General features: G+C 67.6%; 14 protein-coding genes and 1 pseudogene. 8 read left to right on the forward strand and 7 right to left on the reverse strand.

Going from position 1 to position 14,219, the window contains the following annotated elements; all coding sequences use genetic code 11:
- Positions 1–31 precede the first annotated feature (31 nt).
- The 5 genes and pseudogenes from ACYQ8K_RS12215 to ACYQ8K_RS12235 form a co-directional block, all read right to left on the reverse strand.
- A complete protein-coding gene (locus tag ACYQ8K_RS12215; RefSeq protein ID WP_459969225.1) occupies positions 32–955 on the reverse strand; it encodes a TIGR03564 family F420-dependent LLM class oxidoreductase in 924 nt (307 codons plus the stop codon).
- Between the two features lie 227 nt (positions 956–1,182).
- Positions 1,183–1,551: a SpoIIAA family protein gene (locus tag ACYQ8K_RS12220; protein WP_459969227.1), complete on the reverse strand. Its 369-nt coding sequence runs from the start codon at positions 1,549–1,551 to the stop codon at positions 1,183–1,185.
- 107 nt (positions 1,552–1,658) lie between these two features.
- Entirely contained in the window at positions 1,659–2,525 is an 867-nt protein-coding gene (locus ACYQ8K_RS12225) for a hypothetical protein (RefSeq protein ID WP_459969229.1), read from the reverse strand.
- Between the two features lie 14 nt (positions 2,526–2,539).
- Complete coding sequence (locus ACYQ8K_RS12230; RefSeq protein ID WP_459969322.1) at positions 2,540–3,769, reverse strand: acyl-CoA dehydrogenase family protein; 1,230 nt, start codon at positions 3,767–3,769, stop codon at positions 2,540–2,542.
- Positions 3,770–3,850: 81 nt separating this feature from the next.
- Positions 3,851–3,981: pseudogene (locus ACYQ8K_RS12235) on the reverse strand (DUF1801 domain-containing protein); the annotation flags it as partial.
- 48 nt (positions 3,982–4,029) lie between these two features.
- On the opposite strand from ACYQ8K_RS12235, the gene ACYQ8K_RS12240 reads away from it, so the two are divergent.
- The 3 genes from ACYQ8K_RS12240 (at position 4,030) to ACYQ8K_RS12250 (ending at position 6,525) form a co-directional block, all read left to right on the forward strand.
- The gene (locus ACYQ8K_RS12240; RefSeq protein WP_459969231.1) at positions 4,030–4,836 is read left to right on the forward strand and encodes an acyl-CoA thioesterase; all 807 of its coding nucleotides are present in this window, start codon (positions 4,030–4,032) and stop codon (positions 4,834–4,836) included.
- A 62-nt stretch (positions 4,837–4,898) separates the two neighbouring features.
- A complete protein-coding gene (locus ACYQ8K_RS12245) occupies positions 4,899–5,417 on the forward strand; it encodes a nuclear transport factor 2 family protein (RefSeq protein ID WP_459969233.1) in 519 nt (172 codons plus the stop codon).
- Positions 5,418–5,424: 7 nt separating this feature from the next.
- Entirely contained in the window at positions 5,425–6,525 is a 1,101-nt protein-coding gene (locus ACYQ8K_RS12250) for an NAD-dependent epimerase/dehydratase family protein (RefSeq protein WP_459969235.1), read from the forward strand.
- Between the two features lie 5 nt (positions 6,526–6,530).
- On the opposite strand, the gene ACYQ8K_RS12255 is transcribed toward ACYQ8K_RS12250, so the two are convergent.
- Positions 6,531–7,502, reverse strand: coding sequence for an aldo/keto reductase (locus ACYQ8K_RS12255; RefSeq protein ID WP_459969237.1), 972 nt, complete (start codon positions 7,500–7,502; stop codon positions 6,531–6,533).
- A gap of 92 nt (positions 7,503–7,594) precedes the next feature.
- Between ACYQ8K_RS12255 and ACYQ8K_RS12260 the strand changes: the two genes are divergently transcribed.
- Positions 7,595–8,929: an acyltransferase family protein gene (locus ACYQ8K_RS12260; RefSeq protein WP_459969239.1), complete on the forward strand. Its 1,335-nt coding sequence runs from the start codon at positions 7,595–7,597 to the stop codon at positions 8,927–8,929.
- 74 nt (positions 8,930–9,003) lie between these two features.
- Entirely contained in the window at positions 9,004–9,876 is an 873-nt protein-coding gene (locus ACYQ8K_RS12265) for a pyridoxamine 5'-phosphate oxidase family protein (protein ID WP_459969241.1), read from the forward strand.
- A gap of 6 nt (positions 9,877–9,882) precedes the next feature.
- On the opposite strand, the gene ACYQ8K_RS12270 is transcribed toward ACYQ8K_RS12265, so the two are convergent.
- Positions 9,883–10,524, reverse strand: a complete 642-nt coding sequence (locus ACYQ8K_RS12270) for a TetR/AcrR family transcriptional regulator (RefSeq protein ID WP_459969324.1) — start codon at positions 10,522–10,524, stop codon at positions 9,883–9,885.
- A gap of 108 nt (positions 10,525–10,632) precedes the next feature.
- Between ACYQ8K_RS12270 and ACYQ8K_RS12275 the strand changes: the two genes are divergently transcribed.
- From ACYQ8K_RS12275 to mhpA, 3 genes are read left to right on the forward strand one after another with little or no spacing between them, the layout of a single operon-like run.
- Positions 10,633–11,763, forward strand: coding sequence for a VOC family protein (locus ACYQ8K_RS12275; RefSeq protein ID WP_459969243.1), 1,131 nt, complete (start codon positions 10,633–10,635; stop codon positions 11,761–11,763).
- A complete protein-coding gene (locus ACYQ8K_RS12280) occupies positions 11,760–12,698 on the forward strand; it encodes a fumarylacetoacetate hydrolase family protein (RefSeq protein WP_459969245.1) in 939 nt (312 codons plus the stop codon). Before ACYQ8K_RS12275 ends, ACYQ8K_RS12280 begins: the two co-directional genes overlap by 4 nt.
- Positions 12,695–14,215 (forward strand): bifunctional 3-(3-hydroxy-phenyl)propionate/3-hydroxycinnamic acid hydroxylase MhpA, encoded by a 1,521-nt coding sequence (mhpA, locus tag ACYQ8K_RS12285; RefSeq protein ID WP_459969247.1) that lies wholly within the window; start codon positions 12,695–12,697, stop codon positions 14,213–14,215. Before ACYQ8K_RS12280 ends, mhpA begins: the two co-directional genes overlap by 4 nt.
- Positions 14,216–14,219 lie beyond the last annotated feature (4 nt).

Consider the following 14,219-nt stretch of genomic DNA (forward strand, 5'->3'; position numbering starts at 1 on the left):
CCGAACGTCTGGGGCTGACGATCTCTTCGGGTCAGGAGTCGTACGCGCGCAGCAGCGCCCGGGTGCGCGCCCGGCCCTCCGGCGACGGATCGAAGGCCGCGGCCACGTATTCGTCGACACCCGCGGCACGCAGCTCGTCGAGCCGGCCGCGGACCGTGTCCTCGTCGCCGATGATGGCGGCGTCCTCCGGCCCCGCGTAGCCCTCGCGGTCGAGCATCGCGCGGTACGACGGCAGCTGACCGTAGATGGCGAACTGCTCGGCCGCCTGCTTGCGGGCGGCGTCGACATCGTCGGTGACGCTGACGGGCAACGACGCGGCGACGCGCACCTGACCCTCGCGTCCGGCATCGGCGGCGGCCTGGCGCAACGTCGGCGCGACGTGCCCGGCCAGGGTCGCGGGGCCGGTCATCCAGGTGCAGGTCCCCGACGTGCGCCGCCCCGCGAGCTTGAGCATCTGGGGACCCAGCGCGGCGATGTAGACGTCGGGCCGCGGTGCCCCCGCGATCAGCAGCGCGCCGCGAGTGGTCACCGTCTCCCCCGTCGCGTCGGCGCGTTCACCGGCCAGCAGCGGCAGCAGCCCGTCGAGGTATTCGTTTAGCCTGCGCACCGGCTTGTCCCACGGGATGCCCCACATCCCTTCGGTGACCGCCTGATGGGTCATGCCCAGCCCGAGCGTGAACCGACCGCCCGAGGCCAGGCTCACCGTGAGGGCGCGCTGAGCCATCTGCATCGGATGCTGGTTCTGGATGGGCACCACACCACTGGCCACCTCGATCGTGTCGACCTCGTGCAACGCGATGGCCAGGATCGTGAGAAGGTCTGGCTCGTAAGGTAATTGGCTCATCCACACGCGTTTGAAGCCTTCGTCGCGAAGCATCGCGAGGTTGGCGATCGTTGCGTCGATCGGCGATTCGCTGCCCGACCCGCTGAGTTGCCCGAACATACTGACCTGCATGGCCACCCCGCTCCTTCGCGTCACCCTTCCGCAGCGGAAGGTTGTCGTCGGTCAACTCTACGGCCAGGCAACAATCACCGGCGTCCAAACCGAGTGCAGCCTGGGGTTGCTCACCGAGCTTTTACGCGGGCATCCATCACAAGTTCGCCGAATTGCGCTGCTAAAAAGGGGTTTTAAGCGGGTGATGCCGGCAAACCGCGAGAAGCGCGACATCGAATTTCCAGGCCTCAGCCGGCGGCCCAGGACTTGGCACGCTCCAGCTCGCCGAGCCCGAAGACCGCGAGCTCGCCCGGGACCATCCACGCGAGCGCGTGCAAGGTATGGGCGACCCATTCCTTATCCGACACGACCGCGATTCGCTTGAAAGCCGAATGATGCGGCAGGACGGTGCGCAAGCCCAGCCTGAGATCCTCGACGAGACCACCAGGCCCGAAGCCCTCGTAATCGGGCGCGATGACCTCCACGATCCTGATCTCACCGGTCTTCAGCGTCGCATCGAGGATGGGGCTGATCTCGCGTAGTTCATCACCTCGAAGCCGGCCCGACACGCGGATTCCGGTAACGCCGTCCGGCATGTCCGGCAGCACCTCGATCATCGAAAACTCCTTTCCCGCACTTCTTGAGCGTGGACCGGGACGGTGACGACTGGCTAGTGCCGTACGTCACTAGGTCGCTGAGCAAATGACCGCTGGGTGCCGCCGGCTCAGCCGACGATGTCGAAGACCGCGGCGGCCGAGGTGACCGCTTTGTCGGCGTTGCCCTCGTCGTGCAACAGCATGCGCACGCCGACGCGCCCGGGTCCGCCCGGATGCGCGGTGCCCTCGACCCGGAAGGGCCCCACCTTGCCACGCGACATGAACATCACATGCCAGCTGACCACCTGCAGCTTCTTGGTCCCGGCGACCTCGGCGGCGAGGTCGATCGCCGCGGTTTCGAGGACGACGTGCTGGGGTCCGATGTGCAGCGCGGCATCCGGCGACGCGAGCTCGGTGCTCAGCTCGGGCAGTATCCAGTGCCCGTCGCCCCGCCGGCTGGCACCGAAGGCCTGCCACAGCGGCGGCAGCTCGGGCGAGTCCTCGATCACCAGCTCCGTGCCCGAAACGTCCATGCGGTCCAGGCCTTCCGGCGGGATGCCGATGATCGCGCCCTGCCCCTCGTTGAAGGCGATCACCCGGCTCGGGTTGTCCGCGTCGACGATGGTGCAGCGCCCGTAGCCCATGGTGCGGCCCTGGTGCACGATGCCCGAACCAACGATCTCGATCCTGGCGACGTCGTAGCCGGGATCGACGATCTGTACCGACGCGATGACCGGGTTGGGCACCGCGACCATGTCGGTCTGACAGCCCTCCGGGGAGGAAATGGCCAACGGCGCCACCATGATTCCGCCCGCTTCGTTGCGCATGTCGCGACGGATGGTGACGGTGTCGTCGGTCTCCCCCAGGTTCATCGACGAATGTTTGCGACCGATGTAGCGGTAGCTCAGCAGGCCTGTCCATCGCCGATAAAGCTCGTCGCGGTAGGCGTCGGAGTCACCCATCAACTCTCGGATGTCACGAAGTTGACCACTCAATTCCGTTCGCCTCCTTAGCTTTTGCCGCGCCGCACCTGGTTGAAAGGCACACCGCGGTCGTCGGCACGCTCGCGCGGGAAGTTCAGCACCCGCTCGCCGATCACATTGCGCGCCATCTCGGTGGTACCGCCGCCGATGCTGGCGGTCTGGCGGCCCAGATAGCGCGTCCCGACATCGACCAGCCCGCCCTCGTCGTCGACCACGGCCGCCGGGCCTGCCACGGCCAGCGCGGTATCGGTCTCGACGTCGTGCACCTCGGCCATGTACAGCCGAATGATCGACCCGGCCGCGGGCGGCAGGGTTCCGCCGGCCACCGCGTGGAAGACATGCTCGCTGAGTTGGCCATGCACGGCCCGGTGCACCAGCGCCCGGCCGACCATCTCCTCGAGTCGTTGGTTCCCGGCCTGGTTCGTCCTTTCGATCAGCGCTATCAGGTCGACCGAAACATCGTGGGCCTCAGCGATTCCCGGTCCGCTGGTGTACTCCGAGCCGTCCCCCATCGTGCGCCGCTCGTGGTAGAGCTGTCGCGACGCGACGTCCCAACCCTTGCCCGGTTCACCCACCACCGCGTCGTCGCCCACGTCGACGTCGTCAAAGAACTCCTCGCAGAACTCGATGGACCCGTTGACCTGCTGGATGCGGTTGATGGTGACGCCGGGATGGTGCAGCGGCACCAGGAACATCGTCAGCCCATCGTGTTTGGGCACGTCCCAGTTGGTCCTGGCCAGGCACAGGCCGTAGTCGGCGGCGAAGGCCCACGTGCTCCAGGTCTTGGCGCCGTTGATGATCCATCGCCCGTCCCGGCGCTCGGCGCGGGTGATGACGCCCGCCAGATCCGATCCGCCGTTGGGCTCGGACAGCAGCTGCACCAGCACCTCGTCGCCGCGCAACGCCGCGGCGATGTGCGTGCGCTTCTGCTCCTCGCTGCCCATGTCGAGAATCGTTGCGCAGCAAATGGCGAACGACGGCACGTTGAGCAGGAGCGGAGTCTCATACCCCTGGGACTCGATGTCGAACGCCTTTTTGTATTCGTAGCTCAGTCCGAGCCCGCCATACTCGCGCGGGAAACAAATCCCGGCGAATCCGCCGTCCCACAGCAACTTTTGCAGTTCGCGAGCCCGGTGCCAGGACGGCAGCTCATCGCGCTCCAGCTGCGCCGCCTTGGCCGGATCGAGTCGTGGCATGGTCGCGGCCAGCCAGGCCCTGGCCCGGTTCCGAAATTCCTCGACCGACTCGGAAGTCACACCGATGGCCTCTCGTTCGAGCATCGACCTTGTGCTGGGCGACTGTACAGCACGGCCATGCGGGTGTACAGGTTGGCGTCGTTAGGAGCGGTTCAATGCCACCGCGGCGCGAATGAGCGCCGTCGACGCATTCTCATCGATCTTGTCGCCCTCGTGGAAGTCGATCGCGCGTCGGGTGTTTTGTTTCCGTCCAGGCTGGAGTTGAACATGCCCCGTGTCCCGCAGCGCCGCCGCCCGCAAGTAATCTGCGGTCGATCACTATGACCGATACACATCCCTTCGACGAAGCCCTCCGGCTCGAGCCGATCGGCGCGGACGTCAGGCGCGGACGCACGCACCCGGAGTGGGCCAACATGGTCGGACCTTTCGGAGGGATCACCGCCGCCGTCATGCTGCGCGCCGTCGAGGCGCACCCCGATCGCCTCGGGGAACCGCTGGCCCTGACCGTCAACTACGCCGCTCCCATCGCCGACGGTGACTTCGACATCACGCTGCGCGCCGCGCGCACCAATCGGACCAATCAGCACTGGATCGTCGAACTCAGCCAGGACGGCGTGGTCAAGACGACGGCGACCGCGATCTTCGCGCTCCGGCGCGAGAGCTGGGCCGACACGGAGAGCCACCCGCCCACCGCGCCGCCGCCCGAGCAGGTGCCCGCGGTCGATCCGGGCCTCGTTCGATGGACCAGCCTCTATGACACCCGCTACGTCGAGGGCGCCATGCCCGGCAAGGGCGGGGATCCGAGCCCGTCATCGACCTCCACCTTGTGGGTCCGCGACGGCACGGGACGCCCCGTCGACTACCCGGCACTCGCCGCACTGTGCGACATCTTCTACCCGCGGGTGTTCCTGCGCCGGGGAAGCTTCGTCCCGTCCGGGACCATCTCGCTGACCACGTATTTCCACGCCGATCAGGCCCAACTCGACGCGCTTCACAACGACTTCGTGCTGGCCTCCGCGCACGCGAACCGCTTTTCCCGCGGCTATTTCGACCAGAGCGCGAAAGTGTGGACCGGCGACGGCGGGCTGCTGGCCACCACACATCAGATCGTCTACTTCAAGGGGTGACGGGTTTACACTTCGCCAGTGAAACGTCACGCCGGGACGGGTACCGAAAGAATCGAGCCGCAATGACAGAGCGCGCGCAGGGCCTGGTGGCCGAGACGCTGCCGGCGATCGAATCCATCAAGCAGCTCAAAGCCCGCTACTGTCGCCACCTGGACAGCAAGGATTGGGCGGCATGGCGGACGATTTTCGCCGACGACTTCGTCAGCGACACGTCCGAAGCCGGGGGCAAGGTGATCGCCGGCGCCGACGATTTCGTAGCGTTCACCCGCCGGGCCCTCGGCCGCCCCACGCAGCCCACCGCCCACCAGGTGCACACCCCCGAAATCGAGCTCACCTCGACGACGACGGCGCGCGGCATATGGGCACTGCAAGACGTGGTCCGATTCGGCCCCGGGGTAACCTTGGTCGGCTACGGCCACTACCACGAGACCTACGAGAACATCGCCGGCCAGTGGCTTATCAAGAGCTCCAAGCTAACTCGACTCCGCGAGGACATCGTGACGCCGTTCTTCTCGATCTACGTCTCCCCCCGGGTTCGCACGGCGATCGGCCGGATCGCCGGCCGCCTGATGGATCGGTGACGCACCCATGACAGTCGACACCGTCTTGGTCACCGGCGCGTTCGGGCAGGTCGGTAAGCGCTGCACGCAGATCCTGCTGGAGCGGGGACGGACCGTCGTCGCGATGGACCTGCGCAACGACAACACGGTCGCCGCCGAAAAAGAACTCGCCGCCGGCGGGCGGCCGGGGACGCTGATTCCCGCATACACCGATCTCCTGGATGCCGAGGCGGTGAACGAGCTCGTCGCGGCTCACAACCCCGGGGCCGTCGTACACCTGGCCGCCGTCGTCTCCCCGCTGTCGTACCGCAAGCCCGCGCTGGCCCGGCGCGTCAATGTCGGTGGGACCGAAAACCTTTTGGCGGCCTGCTCGGCGCTCCCCCGTCCGCCGCTGTTCCTGATGGCCTCCAGCGCCGCGGTCTACGGATCGCGCAACCCCTACCGTCAGCCCGAGCGCATCACCCCGGACACCCCGGTGAACCCCATCGATCAGTACGGCCAGGACAAGGTGCTCGCCGAGGCGGCCATCCGCGGCAGCGGACTGCCGTACGCGCTCTTTCGGCTGGGCGGCGTCATCTCGCCGGACACCCACACGACCGTCAACAGCGACTCGCTGCTGCTGATGCGATCGATGCCGGGTGACAACCGCATGCATGCGGTGGACGCGCGCGACGTGGCGCTGGCGTTCGCCAACGGGGTCGATCGCGAGGCCACCATTTCCGGCAAGGTCGTGCTCATCGGCGGCAACGAGTCCTACGTGCTGACGCAGCGCGGGCTCGAGGACAGCATGATGCAGGCCTTCGGCCTGGGCCCGCTGGGCCCGTCGGCGAGCCTGCCCGGCGACCCCGCCGACGACCGCGGCTGGAGTTTCACCGGCTGGTACGACACCACCGAAGCGCAGGCCCTGCTGGACTTTCAGGAGCACGACTGGAGCCAGACGCTGGCGTGGATGGCCGAATCGCAGGGCCGTCTACGCCTGCTGCTGCGGGTGCTCGCCCCGGTGCTGCGGCCGGCGTTGCGTCTGGTTCTGATCGTTCAGCGCCGGCTCGAGGGACGCGGCCCCTACGCCGACCCGTGGTCGCTGATCGAAAAGAAGTACGGCACAGCGGCATTGGCGAGCGTCGACTAACGCGACTAGCGGTCGATCCAGGCCATTTGCGCATCGGCGTGATGCCCTCCGGTGGGTGGGGTGAGCCCATCCAGTCTGGCCAGTTGGTCGGCGGTCAGTTCCACGGCGTCGGCACCGACGTTTTCTTCCAGGCGCGTGACCCGCTTGGTTCCCGGAATGGGCACGATGTCAGGGCCTTTCGCGAGCAGCCAGGCCAGGGCGACCTGAGCCGGCGTCGCGCCGACGTCCGCGCTGATGTCACGCACCTCGTCCGCGCAGCGCAGGTTGTGCTGAAAGTTGTCGTCGAAGAACCGCGGATTGGTCTTGCGGTAGTCGGTGTCGGGCAGCTCCCGGGTGGAGCGGATGGCGCCGGTGAGGAAGCCACGGCCCAACGGCGAATAGGCGACGAACCCGATCCCCAACTCGCGCAGCGCCGGCAATATCTCGTCTTCCTGGTCGCGGGTCCACAGCGAATATTCCGACTGGACAGCCGTGATGGGGTGTACCGCGTGGGCGCGACGAATGGTGTTCACGCCGACTTCGGACAGGCCGATGTGCCGGATCTTCCCGGCGGCGACCAGCTCGGCCAGCGCACCGATAGTCTCCTCGATCGGGGTCTGGCGGTCGAGGCGGTGCTGGTAATACAGATCGATACGGTCAGTCGCCAAGCGACGCAGCGAACCGTCCACGCCGACGCGGATGCTGGCGGGGCTGCTGTCGAGGCCGTCGCGGCCGGTATGCGAAATGAGGCCGAATTTGGTTGCCAGGACTACTCGATCGCGTCGCCCCTGCAGGGCACGGGCCAGCAGTTCCTCGTTGACATACGGCCCGTAGACCTCGGCGGTGTCGATCAGCGTGACGCCCAGGTCGATGGCGCGGTGCACGGTGCGGATCGATTCGGCGTCGTCGCTGCCCGCGCCGGCATAGGCCACCGACATCCCCATAGCGCCCAATCCGAGGCGACCGACCTGTAATTCGGCGAGTTGGGCCGATTTCATGGGATGTCTCCTGTTCTGCGGTTGCGCGAGACCCCGCTGGGTGCTGGACGGTACCGTGGCGCTGTGTATCGCGTCGAGCTTCCCCCGATCTGATGGACCGCGCAAACACCCCGCGTCCGGCCCGCAATCTGGCGGTCGACTACTACCGGGTGTCGGGCGTGGTGCTGATCGTGCTGGGGCACTGGCTGGCCGGCTCGGTGACCTACCACGACGGACAATTCGGCCGACAGAACCCGCTCGTCGACCTGCCCTGGACCCAGTGGCTGACGTGGCCCTTCCAGGCGGTGCCGGCATTCTTCCTGGTCGCGGGCTACGCCGCCGCGGTGTCCTGGACCCATCGGCACGACACCGACGGCGTTTCGCGCCGAACCTGGGTGCAGCATCGGATGGCGCGAGTCCTCGGGCCGACGGCGGTGTACGTCGTGCTGGTGTCGCTGGTGGTGGTGATCCTGGGCGCCCTCGGGGTGGCCGGCTCGGTGCTCGAGTACGCCGGCTGGGCGGTGGCGATGCACCTGTGGTTCCTGGCCGTGTATCTGGTGGTGGTATCGCTGACGCCGATTGCCATTGCCGCACAACGCCGTTGGGGACTGCTGGTGCCGACGGTTCTCGCGCTGGCCGTCGCGGCGGTGGATGTCGCCCGGCTCGCCGGGCACCTGCCCTACCTCAACTGGGTGAATTATCTGCTTGGTTGGGGCACCCTGTATCAGCTCGGGATCGCTTGGCACGGTGGGTCATTAGCCGGCCGCAAACCCTCGCTGCTGGCCTGCGTGTCCGCGGTGGCGCTGGCGCTGCTCGTCTGGCTGAAGATTTATCCGGTCAGCATGATCGGCGTTCCCGGACAGACCATCGACAACACGACACCACCGACCGTGGCCCTGTTGGCGTTCGGGTGCGCCCAAACCGGAATCGCGATGGCGGTCGCGCCCGCGCTGAACCGCGCGCTACGCGCCATCCGCGTCGAGCGCGCGTTGTCGGTCGCCAACAACAACATCATGGCCCTCTACCTGTGGCACATGATTCCCGTCGTGATCGTGGCGATCGTCGGTTACCCGGCCGGGCTGTTGCCGCAGCCGCCCGAAGGCAGCGCGGACTGGTGGCTGGCCCGGCTGGAATGGGTGGTCATCCTCAGCATCGTGACCGCGGTCGAGATGATGCTGCTGTTCTGGGCACGAAGGCTTTTCGCCGCTCCCCTGCCGCTGCTCGGCGTCCCGCTCACCGAGCGCTGGGTCGAGCCGGTGATGCTGGCCGGTGGCGCGATGGCGGCATACGCGCTGTCCATGATCGCGGCCGAGGGCTTCGCTCCCGATGGGCACTTACCGTGGCTGACCGCGGTGATCTTCGCGGTCGGAGCGCTACTGGCGGCGTTTCGCCCCGCCACCCGCTCCGCGCCTCGTACGCAGGCGGCGCAGCAAGGCCGCAAGGCCTGACGCCTGGCGTAATCGCCACTGGGCTCGTCGGTACCGCCAGGAAGGATCGTGGCGGTGACGTTGTTACGAAGCATATGACCGCCACCGGGTTTCACGAGGGAGAACTCGCGATGCAGCGCCGAGCCGGGGTCGAAGCCGAGGCCCGCCGGCTCGAGGGCATGCTCGACTCGTCGGGTCTGTCCGAAGGCGCCGCACGCTTCGTCGCGTCACAGCGGTTCGCCGCGCTGACCGGACGCGACCACAACGGCGTCCTCTGGGTCTCGCCGTTGGCCGGGCCGCCGGGCTTTCTCCACGGTCAAGACGGAGTCTTGCGCGTAGGGACCTCTCCCCGTGAGGGGGATCCCCTGCGAGACATCCAGATCGGTCAACAGGTCGGACTGATCGCCATCGACTTCGCCACCCGCCGCAGGCTACGGATAAACGGCCAGCTTGCCGGCGCCGACAATACGGGCATGACCGTCCACGTCGACCAGTCGTACGGCAACTGTCCCAAATACATTCACCGCCGCGCGATCGATGTCGTCGGTCTTGCTGCACCCGCTTTGAAACGCCCGGGACGCGCAGCGGTTCTCGGCCCCTCCGATCAAGCGATGATCGCAACGTCCGACACGTTCTTCCTGGGCACAAGCCACCCCACCCGCGGTAGCGATGCGTCACACCGCGGCGGCCCACCCGGATTTGTCCGAGTCGACTCGCCGGACCGGCTGCGGTGGCCGGATTTCCCGGGCAACAACATGTTCAACAGCTATGGCAACCTAGCCGTCGATGACAAAGCCGCGTTGCTGTTCCTGGACTTTGCTACCGGCGCCACTTTGCACGTCACCGGCACCGCACACGTGCGGTGGACCAGTCCCGGCGCGACCGGTGATGATGGCGCGGTTGGAAGGAGCGTCGCATTCGCGGTCGACGCCGTCGCGACGGTCGCCGGTCTGGGCATGCACGCGTAGCGATGCCTAAGTCGCGCCAAAGACGCTGTCGGGCAACGGACGCCGGCACACCGCGCGTGCCTCGGCGGCGCTGAGGCCGAACAGCCGCAGCACGCTTTCGGTCACCGTGTCGGCGGCCTCCGCGTCATCGCGGTCCGGCTGGTCTCGCAACAGGTTGCCCAGCCCCAGCAACGCACCCCCGGCCATCGCGAGGGCGAGCTCGGGATCGTCGACGGTGAACCTGCCGGTCTCGACCCCCGCCTTGATGTCGCGCAGCGCGCGTGGCGCCAGCCCATTGGGCGAGGACAACAGCGCCAATCCGTTGGCCAACAGGATCCGGCTCTCCTGCGGGCGCCGCCGGAAGAGCCGGCCGGTCAGCCGGAAACTGGTGGCGAACGTCTCCGCCGGGTCGTCGATGGATTCGGTGAGCCGGTCCAGCATCGCCCCGTACGCGTCGAGCACGTCGGCGACGGCCGCGTCGAACAGCTGCTCCTTGCTGTCGAAGTGGTTGTAGAACGAACCCATCCCGACGTCGGCGGCCTGAGTGATCTCCAAGACCGGCACGTTGACCTTGCCCTCGGCGATGAGCCGCTGGGCGGCGCTCACCAGCGCCGCACGGGTGCGCTGCTTGCGCCGCACCAAGCGATTGGGCGTCTGACCATCGGGCATCGCTCTCATCTCCAGCAGTATGCCTCAGTTATGAGGATTCCGTCAGAAACCTTGACTGAACGTTGACTCGTATGTGACGATTTCGTCAGTTAGCGTGGGAGACGGCCGATGAACCTGACCAACAGCGCCCCGCGGGACGCGCACAGCCCGCAGGGCGCACTACCCGACGAGCACCCCGGTCGGTCGCGCAACCCGGTGATCAAAGTCGTCGACCTCGCCTGGCTGGTGTTCGAGCGACCGGACCTGACGCGCGCCGAGGCTTTCGCGCGGGCCTTCGGGTTCCAGACGGCCCTGCGCGCCCCGGACGAAGTGCAGTTGCGCGGCACGCTGCCCGGCGGGCCGTGCCTCATCCTTCGTCGCGGACCGAGGCCACGCTTCGCCGGGGTGGCGTTGCGGGCCTGCGACGAGGCCGACGTGCTGAGGTTGGCCGACGCCCACGGCGCTCCCCCGCGGCCGCTGCCCGACGCCGTCGGCGGCCTCGCGGTCGATCTGGTCGACCCCAGCGGAACGCCGGTCAGCGTCGTCGCCGGCATGATCGATCTACCGGAACTTGGTGCGCAGCAACCACTCTCACTCAACTTCGGGACCAACCCGCTGCGCGTCAACGCAACCCAGCGTCCGCGGCGGGCGCCGGCCCGCGTGTTGCGGCTGGGCCATCTGGTCATGCAGTCGACGAAGTACCTCGAGGCGCTGAACTGGTACCTGGACAACCTGGGCATGGTCGTCAGCGATTTCCTGTACTTCCCCGGCCAGCGCGACCGAGGACCGACGATGAGTTTCATCCGCTGCGATCGAGGCCGCACCCCGGCCGACCATCACACGCTGGCGTTGGCGCTGGGCCCGGCCAACCGCTACGTCCATTCGGCGTATCAGGTCAGCGACCTCGACGCCCTGGCCGCCGGCGGTGAATACCTGCGCGAGCGCGGCTATTTCCGGTCCTGGGGAATCGGCAGACACATTCAGGGCAGCCAGATCTTCGACTACTGGCGCGATCCCGACGGCTACCTGTTCGAGCACTTCACCGACGGCGACCTGTTCGACAACACCCTCGAACCCGGCTGGGCGCCGTTCACCGCCTCCGGGCTGGCCCAGTGGGGACCCGCGGCGAGCAGGGACTTTCTCGGGGCAGGCCTCAAATCTGCGCGCCACGAACTGGTTTCGATTGCCACCGCCCTGCGCGCACGCAACGAATTCGATATCGGCCGCGCGGCCGGACTACTGAAAGTGGCCTCCTCATGACCGTTTCCGTCCTGCACACCGCCGAGGCCTGGTGGCTCAAAACCGCGAACGGTGCCGCGAAGATCGACACCAGCGCCACCAGTACCGCCGGGCTGCTGGCCGACCGGGCCGCTATCGACGCGGCCGCCAGCAGTGCCGACCTTGTGGACCTCGGCGATCTGCGGTTGGTCTCGCCGGTGACCAGGCCGTGCCGGGTGATCGCGCAGATGACCAACTTCGCGTCGCACGTCAAAGACGCGGGTATGGACCCGTCTTCGGTTCCCCTGACCTTCTTCCGCAAGGCGTCGGCGTCGATCAACGGCCCGTTCGACGACATCGTCAAACCGGCACACGTCAAGCTCCTCGACTACGAGGTGGAGATCGGGCTGGTGATCGGGCGCACGATCCCGGTCGGCACCAGCATCTCCGATGCCAACCTCGGCGACCTCATCGCCGGGCTGGTCGTCACCAACGACGTCTCGGCGCGCGATGTCCAACTTCCTCAGACCCAGTTCTACGAGGCCAAGTCGTATCCGACGTTCACGCCGGTGGGCCCGGAGTTGGTGCTGCTCGGCGCGGACGAACTCAAGCGGTTCGGCGATCTGCGGCTGCGGCTGAGCGTCAACGGCGACGAGCGCCAGAACGCGCTCGTCGACCCCGACATGCTGTACCGGCCGCTGCAGGCGCTGCAGTCACTCACCCAGTTTCAGGAACTCGCGCCCGGCGACCTGGTGCTCACCGGAACCCCGGCCGGAACCGCATTGAGCGCTCCGCCGAAGCCGCTGCAGATCATCGGAAACCTGTTGCCGCCCAACCTCAAATGGAAGGTCTTCTTCTCGCGCCAGGCCGAGAACACGAATTACCTGCAAGACGGTGACATCGTGGAGGCGTCGATCGGCACCGACGACGGTGGCATCGATCTCGGAACCCAGCGCGCCACAGTCCGATTCGCGTGAGCCACGGTGACGGTGGGCACCACTCGGTCGTCATAGTCGGCGCCGGACCGACCGGCATCACCGCCGCGACCCTGCTGGCGCAACACGGCGTGGATAGCCTGGTGCTCGATCGCTGGCCCGCCGCGTACCCGCAGCCACGGGCCGTGCACCTCGACGACGAGGTCTATCGCGTCCTCGCCCGTCTTGGCATCGCCGACGAGTTCGCATCGATCTCCCGGCCCGCGCTGGGGTTGCGGTTGCTGGGCGCGGATTTCGGTGTCCTCGCCCAGTTCAACCGCGACCAATCCCGCGTCGCGAACGGCTTCCCGCAGGCCAATATGTTCGACCAGCCGGAGCTGGAGGCGCTGCTGCGCGCCAACCTCAAGCGCTACCCCAACGCGCGGTTGCGCGGCAACGCCGAGGCCACCGAGATCACCGACGGCGCCGACGGCATCGGCGTCACGTTCACCGACCGCTCCGACGGCCACGTGCACCAGGTGGCCGCCGACTATCTGCTGGGATGCGACGGCGCCAACAGCCTGGTGCGCGCCCACCTCGGCGCCACGATGCGGGACTTGAACTTTGAACAACGCTGGCTGGTCGTCGACGTCGCCACCGACGCCGACCTGGACCAGTGGGAGGGCGTGCACCAGGTATGCAACCCTGCCCGCGCGGCGACCTACATGCGCATCGGAAACGCGCGCTACCGATGGGAATTCCAGCTGCTGGCCGACGAAAACGCCGGGCAATTCGGCACATTGGACGCGTTGCGGCCGTTGATCGCGCCCTGGACGGCGACGGTGGCCGACAGTGAGCTGACCCTGCTGCGCGTCGCCGAGTACACCTTTCGCGCTCAGATCGCCGACCGGTGGCGCCGCGGCAACGTGTTCATCCTCGGCGACGCGGCGCACCTCACTCCCCCGTTCATCGGCCAGGGCATGGGTGCTGGGGTTCGGGACGCGGCCAACCTGACGTGGAAGCTCGCCGCGGTCCATCACGGCACCATGGATGCGCACGCTCTGGACAGCTACGAACAGGAACGCATGCCGCATACCCGACAGATGATCCGGTTGGCGTTGGGCGTCGGCTGGGCGATGACCGGTGGTGGCCGCGCCGGCGATGCGACGCGCCGGCTGGTCTTGCCGCGGTTGCGCTTCATCCCAGGCCTGCGCCGCAGGATCGTCGATTCCACCACGCCGCCACTGCATCGCTCTGCGCTGGTGTGCAATTCGCGCCGGCTCACCGGCAGGCTCTGCCCGAATCCGTTGCTACGCGACGGTCGGCGCCTCGATGATGCGCTCGGGGCGGGTTTCGCGCTCATCACCACGGTCCGCCCGCCCGCCGCCGACGAGGCGTCCCTGCGGCGGCGCGGCGTCGCCGTCCTGATCCCCCAACCCGGCGATGAATTGGCGACGTGGTTGCGCCGCGGGCACGCCGACGCCGCCGTGGTACGCCCCGACCGGACCGTCGCAGGGGCCGGACGCGACGTTGCGGCGTTGTGCGCGTGGATAACTGGCGTGCTACGCGAACGGCGGTGACGGG

It is taken from the genome of Mycobacterium sp. MUNTM1, assembly GCF_054660795.1.